Source organism: Exiguobacterium sp. s161 (assembly GCF_018619045.1).
Classification (GTDB): Bacteria; Bacillota; Bacilli; order Exiguobacteriales; family Exiguobacteriaceae; genus Exiguobacterium_A; species Exiguobacterium_A indicum.
The window spans coordinates 1-13,574 of sequence record NZ_JACSNH010000009.1 but is presented as its reverse complement, the minus strand read 5'-3'; the positions used below and the strand labels follow the sequence as shown (position 1 = coordinate 13,574).

Annotated in this window: 20 protein-coding genes; 19 read left to right on the top strand and 1 reads right to left on the bottom strand. The window is 48.4% G+C overall.

Annotated features, from left to right (window positions below):
• Window positions 1-28: 28 nt before the first annotated feature.
• The 16 genes from rplO to rpsI all read left to right on the top strand — a co-directional run bounded on the left by rplO (window position 29) and on the right by rpsI (window position 10,345).
• Complete coding sequence (gene rplO, locus KNQ14_RS15860; protein WP_035399353.1) at window positions 29-469, top strand: 50S ribosomal protein L15; 441 nt, start codon at window positions 29-31, stop codon at window positions 467-469.
• The gene (gene secY, locus KNQ14_RS15855; RefSeq protein ID WP_023466642.1) at window positions 469-1,758 is read left to right on the top strand and encodes a preprotein translocase subunit SecY; all 1,290 of its coding nucleotides are present in this window, start codon (window positions 469-471) and stop codon (window positions 1,756-1,758) included. Before rplO ends, secY begins: the two co-directional genes overlap by 1 nt.
• Before the next feature lie 71 nt (window positions 1,759-1,829).
• A complete protein-coding gene (locus KNQ14_RS15850) occupies window positions 1,830-2,477 on the top strand; it encodes an adenylate kinase (protein WP_023466643.1) in 648 nt (215 codons plus the stop codon).
• Entirely contained in the window at window positions 2,477-3,229 is a 753-nt protein-coding gene (gene map / locus KNQ14_RS15845) for a type I methionyl aminopeptidase (RefSeq protein WP_023466644.1), read from the top strand. Before KNQ14_RS15850 ends, map begins: the two co-directional genes overlap by 1 nt.
• A 149-nt stretch (window positions 3,230-3,378) precedes the next feature.
• A complete protein-coding gene (gene infA, locus KNQ14_RS15840) occupies window positions 3,379-3,597 on the top strand; it encodes a translation initiation factor IF-1 (protein WP_012369032.1) in 219 nt (72 codons plus the stop codon).
• A 33-nt stretch (window positions 3,598-3,630) separates the two neighbouring features.
• Entirely contained in the window at window positions 3,631-3,744 is a 114-nt protein-coding gene (gene rpmJ, locus KNQ14_RS15835) for a 50S ribosomal protein L36 (protein WP_003156543.1), read from the top strand.
• Between the two features lie 20 nt (window positions 3,745-3,764).
• Window positions 3,765-4,130 carry a 30S ribosomal protein S13 gene (gene rpsM, locus KNQ14_RS15830; RefSeq protein ID WP_023466646.1) on the top strand — a complete coding sequence of 122 codons (366 nt, stop codon included), beginning with the start codon at window positions 3,765-3,767 and terminating at the stop codon, window positions 4,128-4,130.
• Window positions 4,131-4,146: 16 nt separating this feature from the next.
• Window positions 4,147-4,542, top strand: coding sequence for a 30S ribosomal protein S11 (gene rpsK / locus KNQ14_RS15825; protein WP_023466647.1), 396 nt, complete (start codon window positions 4,147-4,149; stop codon window positions 4,540-4,542).
• Between the two features lie 137 nt (window positions 4,543-4,679).
• A complete protein-coding gene (locus KNQ14_RS15820; protein WP_023466648.1) occupies window positions 4,680-5,624 on the top strand; it encodes a DNA-directed RNA polymerase subunit alpha in 945 nt (314 codons plus the stop codon).
• A 33-nt stretch (window positions 5,625-5,657) separates the two neighbouring features.
• Window positions 5,658-6,029, top strand: coding sequence for a 50S ribosomal protein L17 (gene rplQ, locus KNQ14_RS15815; RefSeq protein ID WP_023466649.1), 372 nt, complete (start codon window positions 5,658-5,660; stop codon window positions 6,027-6,029).
• A gap of 98 nt (window positions 6,030-6,127) precedes the next feature.
• On the top strand, window positions 6,128-6,958 hold the full coding sequence (locus KNQ14_RS15810; protein ID WP_214861791.1) for an energy-coupling factor ABC transporter ATP-binding protein: 831 nt from the start codon (window positions 6,128-6,130) through the stop codon (window positions 6,956-6,958).
• Complete coding sequence (locus KNQ14_RS15805; RefSeq protein ID WP_055966768.1) at window positions 6,946-7,800, top strand: energy-coupling factor transporter ATPase; 855 nt, start codon at window positions 6,946-6,948, stop codon at window positions 7,798-7,800. The genes KNQ14_RS15810 and KNQ14_RS15805 overlap by 13 nt, the downstream gene beginning before the upstream one ends.
• Complete coding sequence (locus KNQ14_RS15800; RefSeq protein WP_035399348.1) at window positions 7,797-8,588, top strand: energy-coupling factor transporter transmembrane component T family protein; 792 nt, start codon at window positions 7,797-7,799, stop codon at window positions 8,586-8,588. Before KNQ14_RS15805 ends, KNQ14_RS15800 begins: the two co-directional genes overlap by 4 nt.
• Window positions 8,588-9,322 (top strand): tRNA pseudouridine(38-40) synthase TruA, encoded by a 735-nt coding sequence (gene truA / locus KNQ14_RS15795; protein WP_214861789.1) that lies wholly within the window; start codon window positions 8,588-8,590, stop codon window positions 9,320-9,322. Before KNQ14_RS15800 ends, truA begins: the two co-directional genes overlap by 1 nt.
• Before the next feature lie 168 nt (window positions 9,323-9,490).
• Window positions 9,491-9,928 carry a 50S ribosomal protein L13 gene (gene rplM / locus KNQ14_RS15790; RefSeq protein ID WP_023466654.1) on the top strand — a complete coding sequence of 146 codons (438 nt, stop codon included), beginning with the start codon at window positions 9,491-9,493 and terminating at the stop codon, window positions 9,926-9,928.
• Between the two features lie 24 nt (window positions 9,929-9,952).
• The gene (rpsI, locus tag KNQ14_RS15785; protein WP_023466655.1) at window positions 9,953-10,345 is read left to right on the top strand and encodes a 30S ribosomal protein S9; all 393 of its coding nucleotides are present in this window, start codon (window positions 9,953-9,955) and stop codon (window positions 10,343-10,345) included.
• A 93-nt stretch (window positions 10,346-10,438) separates the two neighbouring features.
• Here the strand turns inward: rpsI and KNQ14_RS15780 are convergent, their stop codons facing one another.
• The gene (locus KNQ14_RS15780; protein ID WP_174315880.1) at window positions 10,439-10,726 is read right to left on the bottom strand and encodes a hypothetical protein; all 288 of its coding nucleotides are present in this window, start codon (window positions 10,724-10,726) and stop codon (window positions 10,439-10,441) included.
• 96 nt (window positions 10,727-10,822) lie between these two features.
• Between KNQ14_RS15780 and KNQ14_RS15775 the strand changes: the two genes are divergently transcribed.
• From KNQ14_RS15775 to KNQ14_RS15765, 3 genes are all read left to right on the top strand, one after another.
• Window positions 10,823-11,473, top strand: a complete 651-nt coding sequence (locus tag KNQ14_RS15775; protein ID WP_214861787.1) for a M15 family metallopeptidase — start codon at window positions 10,823-10,825, stop codon at window positions 11,471-11,473.
• A gap of 144 nt (window positions 11,474-11,617) precedes the next feature.
• Window positions 11,618-12,649 (top strand): Mrp/NBP35 family ATP-binding protein, encoded by a 1,032-nt coding sequence (locus KNQ14_RS15770; RefSeq protein ID WP_023466657.1) that lies wholly within the window; start codon window positions 11,618-11,620, stop codon window positions 12,647-12,649.
• A 2-nt stretch (window positions 12,650-12,651) separates the two neighbouring features.
• Window positions 12,652-13,254 carry a KinB-signaling pathway activation protein gene (locus tag KNQ14_RS15765; RefSeq protein WP_058266102.1) on the top strand — a complete coding sequence of 201 codons (603 nt, stop codon included), beginning with the start codon at window positions 12,652-12,654 and terminating at the stop codon, window positions 13,252-13,254.
• Window positions 13,255-13,574 lie beyond the last annotated feature (320 nt).

Here is a 13,574-nt window from a genome sequence, read left to right as displayed (position 1 = left end):
ATATAATTTTATGAGGAGGTGCCCCACTATGAAACTCCATGAATTGAAACCAGCTGCTGGTTCACGTTCAGAACGCAACCGTGTAGGTCGCGGTATGTCTTCTGGTAACGGTAAGACTTCTGGCCGTGGTCACAAAGGTCAAAAAGCTCGTTCAGGCGGTGGTGTTCGTCCAGGTTTCGAAGGTGGACAAAACCCACTTTACCGTCGTTTACCAAAACGCGGCTTCAACAACCCAACTCGTAAAGAGTTCGCGGTCATTAACCTTGACACACTCAACCGTTTTGAAGAAGGAACTGAAGTCACTCCAGAACTTCTTGTCGAGACTCGTGCAGTCAAAGGCATGAAAGACGGCGTGAAAATTCTTTCTAACGGTAAGATCGAAAAGAAACTAACAGTCAAAGCTCATAAGTTCTCCGACGCTGCGAAGCAAGCAATCGAAGCTGCCGGCGGTACGGTTGAGGTGATCTAATGTTTCAAGCGATCTCCAATATGTGGCGCGTAGCTGACATTCGTCGGCGCATTCTCTTTACCTTGGCATTGGTTATCGTGTTCCGGATTGGAGCACATATCCCGGTGCCGATGGTAAACACGGAAGTGTTCAAGATTGACCAGAATGGTATTCTTGGTTTCTTGAACTCGTTCGGCGGGAATGCTTTGCAGAATTTCTCACTCTTTGCGATGGGAATCATGCCGTATATCACGGCCTCGATCGTTGTCCAACTCTTACAGATGGACGTTGTTCCAAAGTTTGCCGAATGGGCAAAACAAGGAGAGGCGGGCCGTAAGAAGTTAGCAACGGTAACGCGCTATGGAACGATCGTACTCGGCTTAGTCCAAGCGTTTGGAATCGCGCTTGGATTTAACCGTATCTACCCAGGTCTTGTCGACGAACAGTTCGGCACCTGGACATACGTTATGATTGCACTCGTATTGACAGCGGGAACAGCATTCTTGATGTTCATCGGTGAACTCATCACGGAGAAGGGCATTGGTAACGGGATATCAATGATCATCTTCGCCGGGATCGTCGCGGGCTTCCCGAATGCATTCCGCCAGATTTACGAAACGAAGCTCCAAAATGCAGGGGATGCTTTGTTTGTAAACGTGCTTTATATCGTACTCTTGCTTTTAATCATCATCGCGGTCATCGTCGGAGTCATCTATGTTCAGCAAGCTGCACGTAAGATTCCGATTCAGTACGCTAAGCGTACGGTGAACCGGACACCAGTTGGCGGTCAATCGGCACACTTACCGATCAAATTGAACGCTGCCGGTGTTATTCCAGTCATCTTCGCGGTGTCGTTCATGGTGACGCCACCAACGATTGCGAGTTTCTTTGCGAGTCCGGAAACGGCAACGAAGATCCGTGACATTTTCGACTACACGAGTCCAATCGGTATGTCGATCTATGTGGCACTGATCATCGCGTTCTCGTACTTCTACACATTCGTTCAGGTTAACCCGGAACAAATGGCAGAGAACCTTCAAAAACAAGGCGGATACATTCCTGGTATTCGTCCTGGTAAGCAAACGGAGCAGTACATCACGAAGATTCTATACCGTCTGACATTCTTCGGTTCACTTTTCCTCGCTGTCATCGCGGTGACGCCGACATTCTTTATTAAGTTTGCTGGCTTACCGAACTCGGTGCAGATTGGTGGAACGAGCTTGTTGATCGTCATCGGTGTAGGACTAGAGACGATGAAACAGATTGAAAGTCAATTGGTTAAACGACACTACAAAGGCTTTATCCGATAAGGCGGGAGGAAGGGGACCATCCCTTTCCTTTCTGTTGTGTCTATAGAGCTATAGAAGTGGAGGCTACCGACATGAATCTAGTATTGATGGGTTTGCCGGGTGCTGGTAAAGGAACGCAGGCTGCGAAAATCATCGAAGACTATGCGATCCCCCACATCTCGACAGGCGACATGTTCCGCGCGGCGATCAAAGATTCAACGCCACTCGGACAAGAAGCGAAATCATACATGGATAAAGGGGAACTCGTTCCGGACGAAGTCACAATCGGCATCGTACGTGAGCGTCTCGCCAAAGAAGACTGTGCAAATGGTTTTCTCCTTGACGGTTTCCCACGCACAGTGAAACAAGCAGATGCTCTTGAAGCATTACTTGAAGATCTGGGCAAACAAATTGATCACGTCATCCACATCGGTGTAGACCCGGAGAAACTTGTCCCTCGTTTGACAGGTCGCCGGATTTGCCCAACTTGCGGAGCAACGTATCATGTTCTCTACAACCCACCAAAAGTGGAGGGGATCTGTGATATCGACGGATCAGCACTTGTACAACGTGAAGATGACCAAGAGGAGACAGTACGTCGTCGCTTGGAAGTCAACGTCGCTCAAGCGCAACCTTTGATTGACTTTTACGCAGAAAAAGGGTATCTTCGTAATTTGGACGGTGATCGTCCAATCAACGATGTATATTCCGATGTTCAGGCACTCCTTGGTGATCAGTAATGATCATCACGAAAGCGCCGCGTGAAATCGACATCATGCGTAAAGCAGGACAAATCGTCGCCCGGACGCATAAGGAGCTTCAAGCTCACATTCGCCCAGGTATCACGACGGGGCAACTCGACGCGATCGCTGAACGCTATATTCGAAGTCAAGGGGCAACACCATCGTTTAAAGGGTATAATGGTTTCACGGGTAGCATCTGTGCTTCCGTGAACGAAGAGCTTGTCCATGGTATTCCGGGAGATCGTGTACTTCAGGACGGTGACATCATCTCGATTGACATCGGAGCAGAGTACAATGGGTATCACGGAGATTCAGCCTGGACATATCCGGTAGGTACAATCTCTGAAGAGACGAAGCGGTTACTTGACGTAACTGAAGAATCTCTGTATAAAGGATTGGAGCGCGCCAAAGCTGGCGTGCACCTGACAGATATTTCGCATGCGATTCAGTCACATGTTGAAGCAGCGAATTTTTCTGTAGTCCGCGAATATGTGGGCCACGGCGTGGGACAAAATTTGCATGAAGATCCGCAAATTCCACATTATGGACCACCGGGGAAAGGGCCGCGCCTGAAAACCGGCATGACACTGGCAATTGAGCCAATGGTCAACGTCGGGAAACGCTATGTTCGCACACTATCCGACAATTGGACGGTAGTGACGGTGGACGGTAGCATGTGCGCCCACTTTGAGCACACCATCGCCATCACAGACGACGGCTACGAGATCTTAACGGTCGATGCAGAGTGAGCTGTGCGCGTTATTGGTGTCACCTTTCTATAAGCCAGTATCCACTCGTGTTTGTGACCGATGATCTCTCAATGGCTCTTGTAGAAAGCCCCTAGCGCTACAAATCGTCTGGGCTCCCAATCAACTTTATAGAGAAAGGGGTATAATTGATGGCGAAACAAGATGTAATCGAAGTGGAAGGTACGGTTATCGAGCCGCTTCCAAACGCGATGTTTAAGGTGGAGTTAGAAAACGGCCACACGGTCCTCGCGCACGTCTCAGGAAAAATTCGGATGCACTTCATTCGGATCTTGCCAGGAGATAAAGTAACGGTTGAGTTGTCACCATACGACTTGACTCGCGGACGGATCACATACCGTTTCAAATAAAAACTCCGATTTTTTCAGGAGGAGGTATTCACAATGAAAGTAAGACCTTCGGTTAAACCGATCTGTGAAAAATGTAAAGTTATCCGCCGTAAAGGCAAAGTAATGGTTATTTGCGAAAACCCTAAGCATAAACAAAAACAAGGGTAATTAAACAAGGAGGTGCACACATGGCACGTATTGCTGGTGTAGATATTCCACGTGAGAAACGCATCGTCATCTCACTCACTTACATCTATGGTGTTGGTAAAACGACTGCTCAAAAAGTCTTGAAAGAAACTGGTATCTCTGAAGATACTCGTACTCGCGACTTGACTGAGGAACAATTGAACCAACTTCGTGATGGTTTAGACAAAATCAAAGTTGAGGGTGACCTTCGTCGTGAAATCTCACTCAACATCAAACGTTTGATCGAAATCGGTTGCTACCGTGGTGTTCGTCACCGTCGTGGTCTTCCAGTTCGTGGTCAAAACACTAAAAACAACTCGCGTACTCGTAAAGGCCCACGCCGTACAGTAGCGAACAAGAAGAAGTAAGGGAGGGTAAACTAAGATGGCAAAACGCAAACAGAACGTTCGTAGTAAACGTAAAGTCAAAAAGAATATTGAATCTGGTATCGTGCATATCCGTTCAACATTCAACAACACGATCGTTACAATCACTGATATGCAAGGGAATGCAATCTCTTGGGCAACTGCAGGTAACATGGGCTTCAAAGGCTCACGTAAATCGACTCCTTTCGCTGCACAAATGGCATCTGAAACAGCTGCTAAAACAGCAATGGATAACGGTATGCGTACTGTAGAAGTTAACGTTAAAGGTCCTGGTGCAGGTCGTGAAGCAGCTATCCGTGCTCTTCAAGCGATCGGTCTCGAAGTTACTGCAATCCGTGACGTTACTCCAGTACCACACAACGGTTGCCGCCCTCCAAAACGTCGTCGCGTGTAACCCGTCTTGTACTGCAGAGCGGGGATTCGAGTAGACTTTTGTTGATCGTTTGACCAAGCAAGGCAGTAGAAACGTGCACAAGGCGGTTGGCGATTGAACGCGATGGCCAACATGACGATATTCAAGGAGGGGTTCAGATGATCGAAATCGAAAAACCGAAGATTGAAACGATCGAGTTAAGCGAGAATGCTACGTTTGGTAAATTCGTAGTTGAGCCGCTTGAGCGTGGATTCGGTACAACGCTTGGTAACTCATTGCGTCGTATCCTATTGTCTTCACTTCCGGGTGCTGCAGTCACTGCAGTCCAAATCGATGGCGTTCTTCATGAGTTCTCGACGATTGATGGCGTTGTAGAAGACGTTACCCAAATCATCTTGAACCTTAAGAAACTCGCCCTCAAAGTGTACTCGGAAGAAGAGAAAACGCTTGAGATCGATATTCAAGGCGCTGGTGTTGTCACTGCTGCGAACATTACGCATGACAGCGACGTCGAAATCCTCAACCCAGAACTTCACATCGCAACGCTTGCAGAAGGTGCATCACTTCATATGCGTCTGACAGCACGCCGTGGTCGTGGGTATGTTCAGGCTGAAGATAACAAACGGGACGATATGCCAATCGGTGTCATCCCAATCGACTCGATTTACACGCCAATTCAACGTGTAAATTATCAAGTTGAAAAAACACGTGTCGGTCAAGATGCGAGCTTCGATAAGTTGACGCTTGATGTTTGGACGGACGGTTCAATCCGCCCTGAAGAAGCAGTGTCACTCGGTGCGAAAATCATGACAGAACACTTAAACATCTTTGTTGGTCTTACGGACGAAGCGCTCCATGCTGAAATCATGGTCGAAAAGGAAGAAGATCAAAAAGAAAAAGTACTCGAAATGACGATCGAAGAACTCGATCTCTCAGTTCGTTCGTACAACTGTTTGAAACGCGCTGGTATCAACACGGTTCAAGAACTCGCGAACAAGAGCGAAGACGAGATGATGAAAGTCCGTAACCTCGGACGTAAATCACTCGAGGAAGTTCAAGCGAAACTCGACGAACTCGGACTAGGCTTGCGCAAAGAAGACTAATACTATTAATTGCACGAAGGAGGGAATCCATCCATGGCATACTCGAAATTAGGCCGTACAAGCTCACAACGTAAGGCACTTTTGCGTGACCTTGCGACTGATCTCATCATCAATGAGCGTATCCAAACTACAGAACAAAAAGCGAAGGAACTTCGTCCAGTCGTAGAGAAACTCATCACTTTAGGTAAACGCGGTGATCTCCACGCTCGTCGTCAAGTTGCATCGTTCGTTCGCCGTGAAGCTGCTGGTCAAAACGCAGAGGGCAAAGCACAAGACGCGATCCAAAAATTATTCGCTGATGTGGCTCCACGTTTTGCTGAGCGTCAAGGTGGTTACACACGCATCATGAAAATGGGACCACGTCGTGGTGACGGCGCAGAAATGGTCATCATCGAACTCGTTTAATCCTCATTAAATGATTCGCCATAAAAGGGCAGTGCGTATCCCGCTTCTGCCCTTTTGCTACAAAATGAAAGTATTGATTTGATGAAGGAGGAGAGATCATGGACAAGCTGATTGAACTGGAACAGGTCACCTATCGGTATCCGGAACAGGAGCAAGCAGCCCTACAAGAGGTCTCTCTGACGATTCGTTCAGGTGAATGGGTCGCCATCGTTGGTCACAATGGCTCTGGAAAATCAACGCTGACGAAATTGTTTAATGGACTGTTGTTACCGGAGACAGGGACCGTTACGGTTGCTGAGCGCTTTTCAAGTGCGAATCCGGAACAACTGTGGGAGATGCGTCGAGCGATCGGCATCGTCTTCCAAAATCCAGATAATCAATTCGTTGGCACGACCGTGCGCGACGACGTGGCATTTGCTCTAGAAAACTGGGGTGTGCCACGCGAGGAAATGGTTCGTCGTATTGACGACAGTCTAGCGCGCGTTGGCCTTACGGATTTTGTTGATCGGGAACCCCATCAACTATCCGGCGGACAGAAGCAGCGTGTCGCAATCGCTTCGGCGCTTGCGATGCGCCCTGATGTTCTCGTGCTTGATGAAGCCACATCGATGCTTGATCCATTAGCACGACAAGAGGTCATGTCGACCGTTCAGGAACTCCATACGACTCACCCAATGGCGGTCATCGCGATTACACACGAATTAGACGAAGTATTACGGGCTAGTCGTGTCATCGTCATGGATGCCGGGAAAATCGTATTAGAAGGATCCCCTCAGGAAGTCTTTCGTCATGCATCGTTCTTAGAAGACATCGGACTCGATGTTCCATTCGTTGTTCGGGTACAAGAACGTTTACGGGCGCAAGGTCTCTCGCTCGAGGAGACGATACTAGATGAAAGAGAATTGGTGAACCGTTTATGCCAATCTTAATCCAGGAATTAAATTATACGTATCAACTCAATAGTCCGTTCGAACGAGTCGCGCTGCGTGATGTGAATCTTGAGATTCCGTCAGGGGCGCTTGTTGCGTTTGTAGGGCACACCGGATCCGGGAAATCGACGCTCGTGCAGCACATCAATGGGTTGCTCAAGCCGACAGCGGGGAAGGTACAAGTCGATGACATCATCGTCGAACCGAAGAAAAAACAGGACCTCAAGCCATTAAGACGTCGCGTCGGGCTTGTTTTTCAATATCCGGAATATCAATTGTTCGAAGAGACGGTCTTAAAGGATGTCATGTTCGGTCCGATGAACTTTGGTCATGACGCCGCGACCGCTGAGCAATTAGCGAAAGAGGCATTACGGACTGTCGGACTCGATGAAGTCTTTTGGAGTCGTTCGCCGTTTGACCTGTCTGGTGGGCAAATGAGGCGTGTTGCAATTGCCGGCGTACTCGCTAGTCAACCAGACGTGTTGATCGTCGATGAGCCGACGGCAGGACTCGATCCGCAAGGACGCAAACATATGCTGAGTCTATTTGCCCGGCTCCATGCAGAGACCGGTATGACGTTGCTCCTGATCACGCACGACATGGATCAGGTGCTTGAGTATGCCGAGCGCGTCATCGTCATGGAAAACGCTCAGGTGGCGTTTGACGGGCTACCGCTTGACCTGTTTAAAGAAGAGACATTGCTCGAGCAATTCCACCTCGATCTTCCGCACGTCTTATCGCTTGCTTGGCAAGTTGCTGATCGGCGTGGATTGCAACGACCGGACATCCGGACGGAGACCGAGTTGATCGAGTGGTTGATGACGAAAGGGGTGAGCGAATGATCGTCGGACAACATATTCCCGGTCAGTCGTACTTGCACCGGTCGTCGGCACTCGCGAAGATCATCTTTGCTTTCTGCTTCATTCCGCTCGTCTTTCTCGCGAACAACGCAGCAACGAATATTTTTTTACTTGTCTTTACGTTCTTAGCACTCATGAGTAGTCGCTTACCGCTTCGTTATGTTCTAAAAGGACTGCGACCGATTTTATTCCTGATCGTCTTTACGTTCGTCATCCAGCTATTCTTCACGCGCGAAGGGGCTGTACTCTTTGAGTTCGGCTGGCTTCGGATCTACGAAGAAGGACTGCGACTCGCGATCATCGTCTCATTACGTTTCTTCTATCTCGTCTCGATCACGACACTCGTCACGCTGACGACTTCACCGATCGAATTGACAGATGCGATTGAATTGTTGTTGAAGCCGTTTAAGGTCGTTCGTGTTCCGACGCATGAGATTGCTTTAATGTTATCAATCTCGCTTCGCTTCTTACCAACCTTAGCGGAAGAGACAGAGAAAATCATGAAGGCACAGCAAGCACGCGGTGTCGATTTGTCAGCAGGACCGATCAAGGAGCGCTTACGGGCGATCATTCCGTTATTGATTCCGTTGTTCATCTCCGCGTTTAAGCGGGCAGAGGATCTTGCGACAGCGATGGAAGCACGGGGGTACCGTGGAGGAGAGGGACGGACACGTCTACGGGAATCCAAGTGGACGATGCGGGATACAGGTCTGATGATCTTGCTCGTCCTCCTGACGATCAGTTTAGTAGGATTGCGAGGGATCGGGTAATGCGTCGTTTAAAATGTACGATTCAATATGACGGAACCGGCTACGCCGGGTATCAGGTGCAACCAAACGGATTGACGATTCAAGAAGTGATTGAAACGACGCTTGCGCGGATGCACAAACATCCCGTCAAGATCATCGGCTCGGGACGGACGGATGCGAGGGTGCATGCCTACGGGCAAGTCATTCATTTTGATACGGAACTAGCGATTCCACCGGAGAACGTCGTCAAGGCACTGAATACGCTTTTACCAGCGGATATTCGTGTCCGAAGCTGCAAGGAGGTCGAACCGACCTTTGAAGCGCGTTACGATGTCGTAGGTAAGGAATACCGCTATTTCGTCCGCCGCGAAGAAAATGCGTTTCGTCGGAATCTATCGGTTCATATTCCGTATCCGCTCGATCTCGAGCGCATCCGTCAAGGGATGGCACATCTCGTCGGCACGCACGATTTCAGTTCGTTCTGTGTCGCGAAGACGGAAACGGATAACCGGGTCCGGACGATTTACGAGGCAGAGTTGATGACGGTCGGTGACGAACTCGTCTTTCGGTTCCAGGGCAGTGGATTTCTCTATAATCAAATCCGGATTATGGTCGGGACGTTACTTGACGTCGGACGCGGTCGTTTTGCACCAGAGGACATCAAAAAAATGTTGCTGGCAAAGGACCGGAACGTCGCAGGCGTGACGGCGCCTCCCCATGGACTCTATCTATGGGAAGTTTTCTATCCGGAGTGAAAAAAGGCAATTGACATTGGCTATTAAAAAACATACAATGTTTATTGGCATTTCATTTATTATGAAACCACAATCTTAGCCCCGTACACCTAAGATTATGATAGATTCACCTAGTGAATAAATGAAAAATCAAAAACAGAACTTTTAATTCCTTAGGAGGTATTTTACATGCGCACAACTTTCATGGCGAAAGCTACTGATGTAGAACGCAAATGGCTCCTTATCGACGCTGAAGGTAAAACACTCGGTCGCCTTGCGAGCGAAGTTTCATCACTTCTCCGTGGTAAGCACAAGCCTACGTTCACACCACACGTTGACTGTGGGGATAACGTTATCCTCATCAACGTTGAGAAAATCGTTTTAACTGGTAACAAACTCGACAAAAAAGTCTACTACCGTCACTCTGGTCATCCAGGCGGCTTAAAGCAGACTGTTGCACGCGATATGCTTGCTAACAAACCTGAGCGCATGCTTGAACTCGCGATCAAAGGGATGCTTCCAAAAGGTAGCCTCGGTCGTCAAATGTTCAACAAACTCCACGTCTACGCTGGAGCTGCACACAAGCACGAAGCACAACAACCAGAAGTTTACGAACTTCGCGGTTAATACGAATTTAGGAGGAACTACACGATGGCAGATGTACGTTACTACGGCACTGGTCGCCGGAAACACGCGGCAGCGCGCGTTTTCCTCGTTGCTGGAGACGGTAAAGTCACAGTTAACGGTCGCGATATCAGCGAATACTTCGGTTATGAGACATTGATCATGACTGCAAAAGAACCACTCGTAATCACAGAAACAGAAGGCAAGTACGATGTAATCGTAACGGTCAAAGGCGGCGGCTTCACTGGTCAAGCAGGCGCTATCCGTCACGGTATCTCACGTGCTCTTCTTCAAGCGGATCCAGAATTCCGCGGCGCACTCAAAGCGAAAGGCTTCTTGACTCGTGATGCTCGTATGAAAGAGCGTAAAAAATACGGTCTTAAAGCAGCTCGTCGTGCACCACAATTCTCGAAACGTTAATTCTTTTCGAATCCCTCTCACCCTTGTGGTGGGAGGTTTTTTTGTGCATTGAAAAACCGCTCTCCTGACGAAGTGTCAGAACAGCGATTCAAGTCAAGACGACGGAGTGGAGCGTAATCGGTGCAATATCGTCAGAAGAAGATAGAGGATGACGATCGTCAGCGGGATGCTCCAAACAAAGAGAGATTGTATGAATTGGATAGGTGTATGTGTCGTCGCTTGACCGACATGTCCCGTAAAAGAGGTTTCTTCACTCAAGACGGTTGCATTGTCCGGTAACTCCGTCTCGGTAGCGACAGTCGGTTGCAGCGTCAGATACAGGACGAAGCTAAGATGTAAGAGACAGGTGACGCCAAGTGTCCAAATGATGCGTTTTTTCATAGGATGCTCCTTTTGATATAAGTTAAAATCATTCTGCATTCCATAAGTATAGCGGATTTTGTTTTCGGGAACAGGAGACAAAGGGAGTGAGCATAGATGGCATTATCGATCAACTGGTTACTCGAGCGAGCGAATCGGAAGTTGAATGCTTCGGGACTTTCGCGAGAAGTCGCCAAACGGACGCAAGAAGTCATCCGGGAGATGCATGCGCAAGGGATTTATGTCGGCGTCGCACAAGGGTACCGATCGATCGCAGAACAGAATCGGTTGTACGCACAGGGACGGACACTACCAGGACCAATCGTAACGAATGCACGCGGGGGACAATCGAATCATAACCGCGGCATTGCCGTCGACCTCTTTCAATATTCCAAAGACGGTACACAAGCGCTGTTTCGAAACGACCAAAGCTTTCAAAAGATTGTTGCTGCGATGAAACGACGTGGCTTTTCTTGGGGTGGGGACTGGACGAGCTTTAAGGACTATCCACACTTTGAATTACTAGGAGTGTCTGAAGAAACGCTGAATCGCTCTCGTGCGATCGTTCCGTATCCAGGTCGTCCGTTGTATCAAGGTGCAGCCAATATGAATCCGCGGGATATCGAACGGATTCAGCGTGCAGTCAAAGCAACCGTGACTCGGCGCTTTGATGCAGAGACGGCTCAGAAGGTGCGCGCCTATCAAACACGTCAAGGACTTGATGTCGATGGTGTCGTGGGTCCTCGTACATGGAACCGAATGTTCTAAAACGAGTGAATGATCGAGAGAAATGATGAAAACCGACACTGGACATGGAAAAGTCATCCTTTCCGGTGTCGAAATGTGCAAGCGCTCTCTTATTTTTGTTATACTAATAAGGATTAAATCGAACGTTTTCAGGGGGAAGGCACTATGTTGAATGAACAAGAAATTCGCGAGGTAGTCGGAACGCTCGTCGATCCGACGATTGACCGCCCGCTTGCAGATACGAACGGCATTCGTGACGTCCGGATTAAAGGTGATTATGTCAGTCTGAAAATCGCTTTAGCTCAATCTGGTTCTGGGGAGCAACTCGTGCTCCAACAGCAAATCGTCAAGGAACTAAAAGAAAAAGGATTCAAGACAGTGGGACTTCGTTTTGAGGCACTCGGTGATCACGGGATTCAAGCAGCTACGACACCGTCGATTCTCAAACCAGAATCTGGTACGACGTTCATCGCGATCGCTTCTGGTAAAGGGGGCGTCGGGAAATCAACGGTTTCTGTTAACTTAGCAGTCGCCCTCGCGCGAGCAGGGAAGAAAGTCGGGTTGATTGATGCCGATATCTACGGCTTTAGTGTTCCAGACATGATGGGAATCGAAACACGTCCGACTGTCGTCAACGACCGAATCGTTCCACCAGAACGCTTTGGCGTTAAGGTGATCTCAATGGGCTTCTTCGTCGAAGATAATGCACCAGTCATCTGGCGGGGACCAATGCTCGGGAAGATGCTCAACAACTTCTTCGCAGACGTCGAATGGGGCGATCTCGATTACTTGTTGCTTGATCTTCCGCCGGGGACAGGGGATGTCGCACTCGACATTCATTCGATGCTCCCAAGTTGTCAGGAAGTCATCGTCACGACACCTCACGCAACAGCCGCTTTCGTTGCAGCACGAGCAGGAGCAATGGCGATCAAGACGAACCATCGTCTACTCGGAATCGTCGAGAACATGGCGTACTTTGAAAGCAAAGTGACAGGCGAAAAAGAATATGTCTTCGGTAGTGGTGGCGGAGAGAGGTTGTCAGAAGCGTTAAAAACCGATATTCTAGCTAAGATTCCACTTGGACAACCATATGCGAACGATGCGGACTTCGCCCCATCGATCTATCGCGATGAACATCCATTTGAGACGTACTATAATGAACTCGCCACGCGTGTCATCGAAAAAGTAGAGGGATAAGAATGAAGATTAAAGGATTTTTGAAGCTGTTTTGGATGACGCTCCTAATCGGAACGCTCGCCGGCTTCGTGTTTAACTTGGTAGCGGAACCTGGATATATCCGAAATCAATCGATTAGCGGATATGTGACGGCTCTCTCCTACAGTAGTACGTGGACAGCCATCAGTTTGATGGGATTCTTCTCGTACTTGATCTTACATCGCGTCGGACTCGATTTATTCCGCGGCGCAAAGCTTTGGAATCGTGTCCAGGTCGTCTTGATCGCATTTGCACTATTTGATGGTGTCTACCTACGCGGATTAGCATACGGCTTTGATAAGACGAGCCTTTATATTGGTGAAATGGTCGTCTTGCTGTTAATAGCGTTCTTAGTCGCGCGGACGAAAGCACGGGAAACGAACTTTACAGCGTTCATTCCGACATTGTTCCTCATGACAGTCATCACGTTGATCGAATGGGTACCTGCTTTGCAGGCAACACAAGATAAGCGGATGTTATGGGCGGCGCTTGCGACACTTTTAATCTGTAATGCGTATCAGATTCTAATGCTGCATCGCTTGCAAGAAAAGCCCGCTTCTCAAGGACAATCTCAAAAACAGGCGTAACGAAAAAGACCCGCGAACGGGTAGTGTTTTACCGGTTCAAGCGGGTCTATCTTTTTTCTAAAGTTTTTTTAGAAAAACAGTTGACGAAAAAAACAAGAGTTGATATATTAATACATGTCGCTGAGGCACACGCCAAACGCGAGCGTCACAGACGAAAAAAACTTCAAAAAAGTAATTGACATCACATATTACTTTACTGTAAGATTTAAAAGTCGTCAAATGACATATTGGACTTTGAAAACTGAACGATGAGGCAAAAATCGTATTCTACGGAATACAAAAACGAATGAAGCGCAAGCTTCGTCAATCGTGACTTCGGT

Excerpts from the sequence above, each read along its gene's own strand:
- rplO (WP_035399353.1), top strand. The coding sequence starts at position 29 with ATGAAACTCCATGAATTGAAACCAGCTGCTGGTTCACGTTCAGAACGC.
- secY (WP_023466642.1), top strand. The coding sequence starts at position 469 with ATGTTTCAAGCGATCTCCAATATGTGGCGCGTAGCTGACATTCGTCGG.
- KNQ14_RS15850 (WP_023466643.1), top strand. The coding sequence starts at position 1,830 with ATGAATCTAGTATTGATGGGTTTGCCGGGTGCTGGTAAAGGAACGCAG.
- map (WP_023466644.1), top strand. The coding sequence starts at position 2,477 with ATGATCATCACGAAAGCGCCGCGTGAAATCGACATCATGCGTAAAGCA.
- infA (WP_012369032.1), top strand. The coding sequence starts at position 3,379 with ATGGCGAAACAAGATGTAATCGAAGTGGAAGGTACGGTTATCGAGCCG.
- rpmJ (WP_003156543.1), top strand. The coding sequence starts at position 3,631 with ATGAAAGTAAGACCTTCGGTTAAACCGATCTGTGAAAAATGTAAAGTT.
- rpsM (WP_023466646.1), top strand. The coding sequence starts at position 3,765 with ATGGCACGTATTGCTGGTGTAGATATTCCACGTGAGAAACGCATCGTC.
- rpsK (WP_023466647.1), top strand. The coding sequence starts at position 4,147 with ATGGCAAAACGCAAACAGAACGTTCGTAGTAAACGTAAAGTCAAAAAG.
- KNQ14_RS15820 (WP_023466648.1), top strand. The coding sequence starts at position 4,680 with ATGATCGAAATCGAAAAACCGAAGATTGAAACGATCGAGTTAAGCGAG.
- rplQ (WP_023466649.1), top strand. The coding sequence starts at position 5,658 with ATGGCATACTCGAAATTAGGCCGTACAAGCTCACAACGTAAGGCACTT.
- KNQ14_RS15810 (WP_214861791.1), top strand. The coding sequence starts at position 6,128 with ATGGACAAGCTGATTGAACTGGAACAGGTCACCTATCGGTATCCGGAA.
- KNQ14_RS15805 (WP_055966768.1), top strand. The coding sequence starts at position 6,946 with ATGCCAATCTTAATCCAGGAATTAAATTATACGTATCAACTCAATAGT.
- KNQ14_RS15800 (WP_035399348.1), top strand. The coding sequence starts at position 7,797 with ATGATCGTCGGACAACATATTCCCGGTCAGTCGTACTTGCACCGGTCG.
- truA (WP_214861789.1), top strand. The coding sequence starts at position 8,588 with ATGCGTCGTTTAAAATGTACGATTCAATATGACGGAACCGGCTACGCC.
- rplM (WP_023466654.1), top strand. The coding sequence starts at position 9,491 with ATGCGCACAACTTTCATGGCGAAAGCTACTGATGTAGAACGCAAATGG.
- rpsI (WP_023466655.1), top strand. The coding sequence starts at position 9,953 with ATGGCAGATGTACGTTACTACGGCACTGGTCGCCGGAAACACGCGGCA.
- KNQ14_RS15780 (WP_174315880.1), bottom strand. The coding sequence starts at position 10,726 with ATGAAAAAACGCATCATTTGGACACTTGGCGTCACCTGTCTCTTACAT.
- KNQ14_RS15775 (WP_214861787.1), top strand. The coding sequence starts at position 10,823 with ATGGCATTATCGATCAACTGGTTACTCGAGCGAGCGAATCGGAAGTTG.
- KNQ14_RS15770 (WP_023466657.1), top strand. The coding sequence starts at position 11,618 with ATGTTGAATGAACAAGAAATTCGCGAGGTAGTCGGAACGCTCGTCGAT.
- KNQ14_RS15765 (WP_058266102.1), top strand. The coding sequence starts at position 12,652 with ATGAAGATTAAAGGATTTTTGAAGCTGTTTTGGATGACGCTCCTAATC.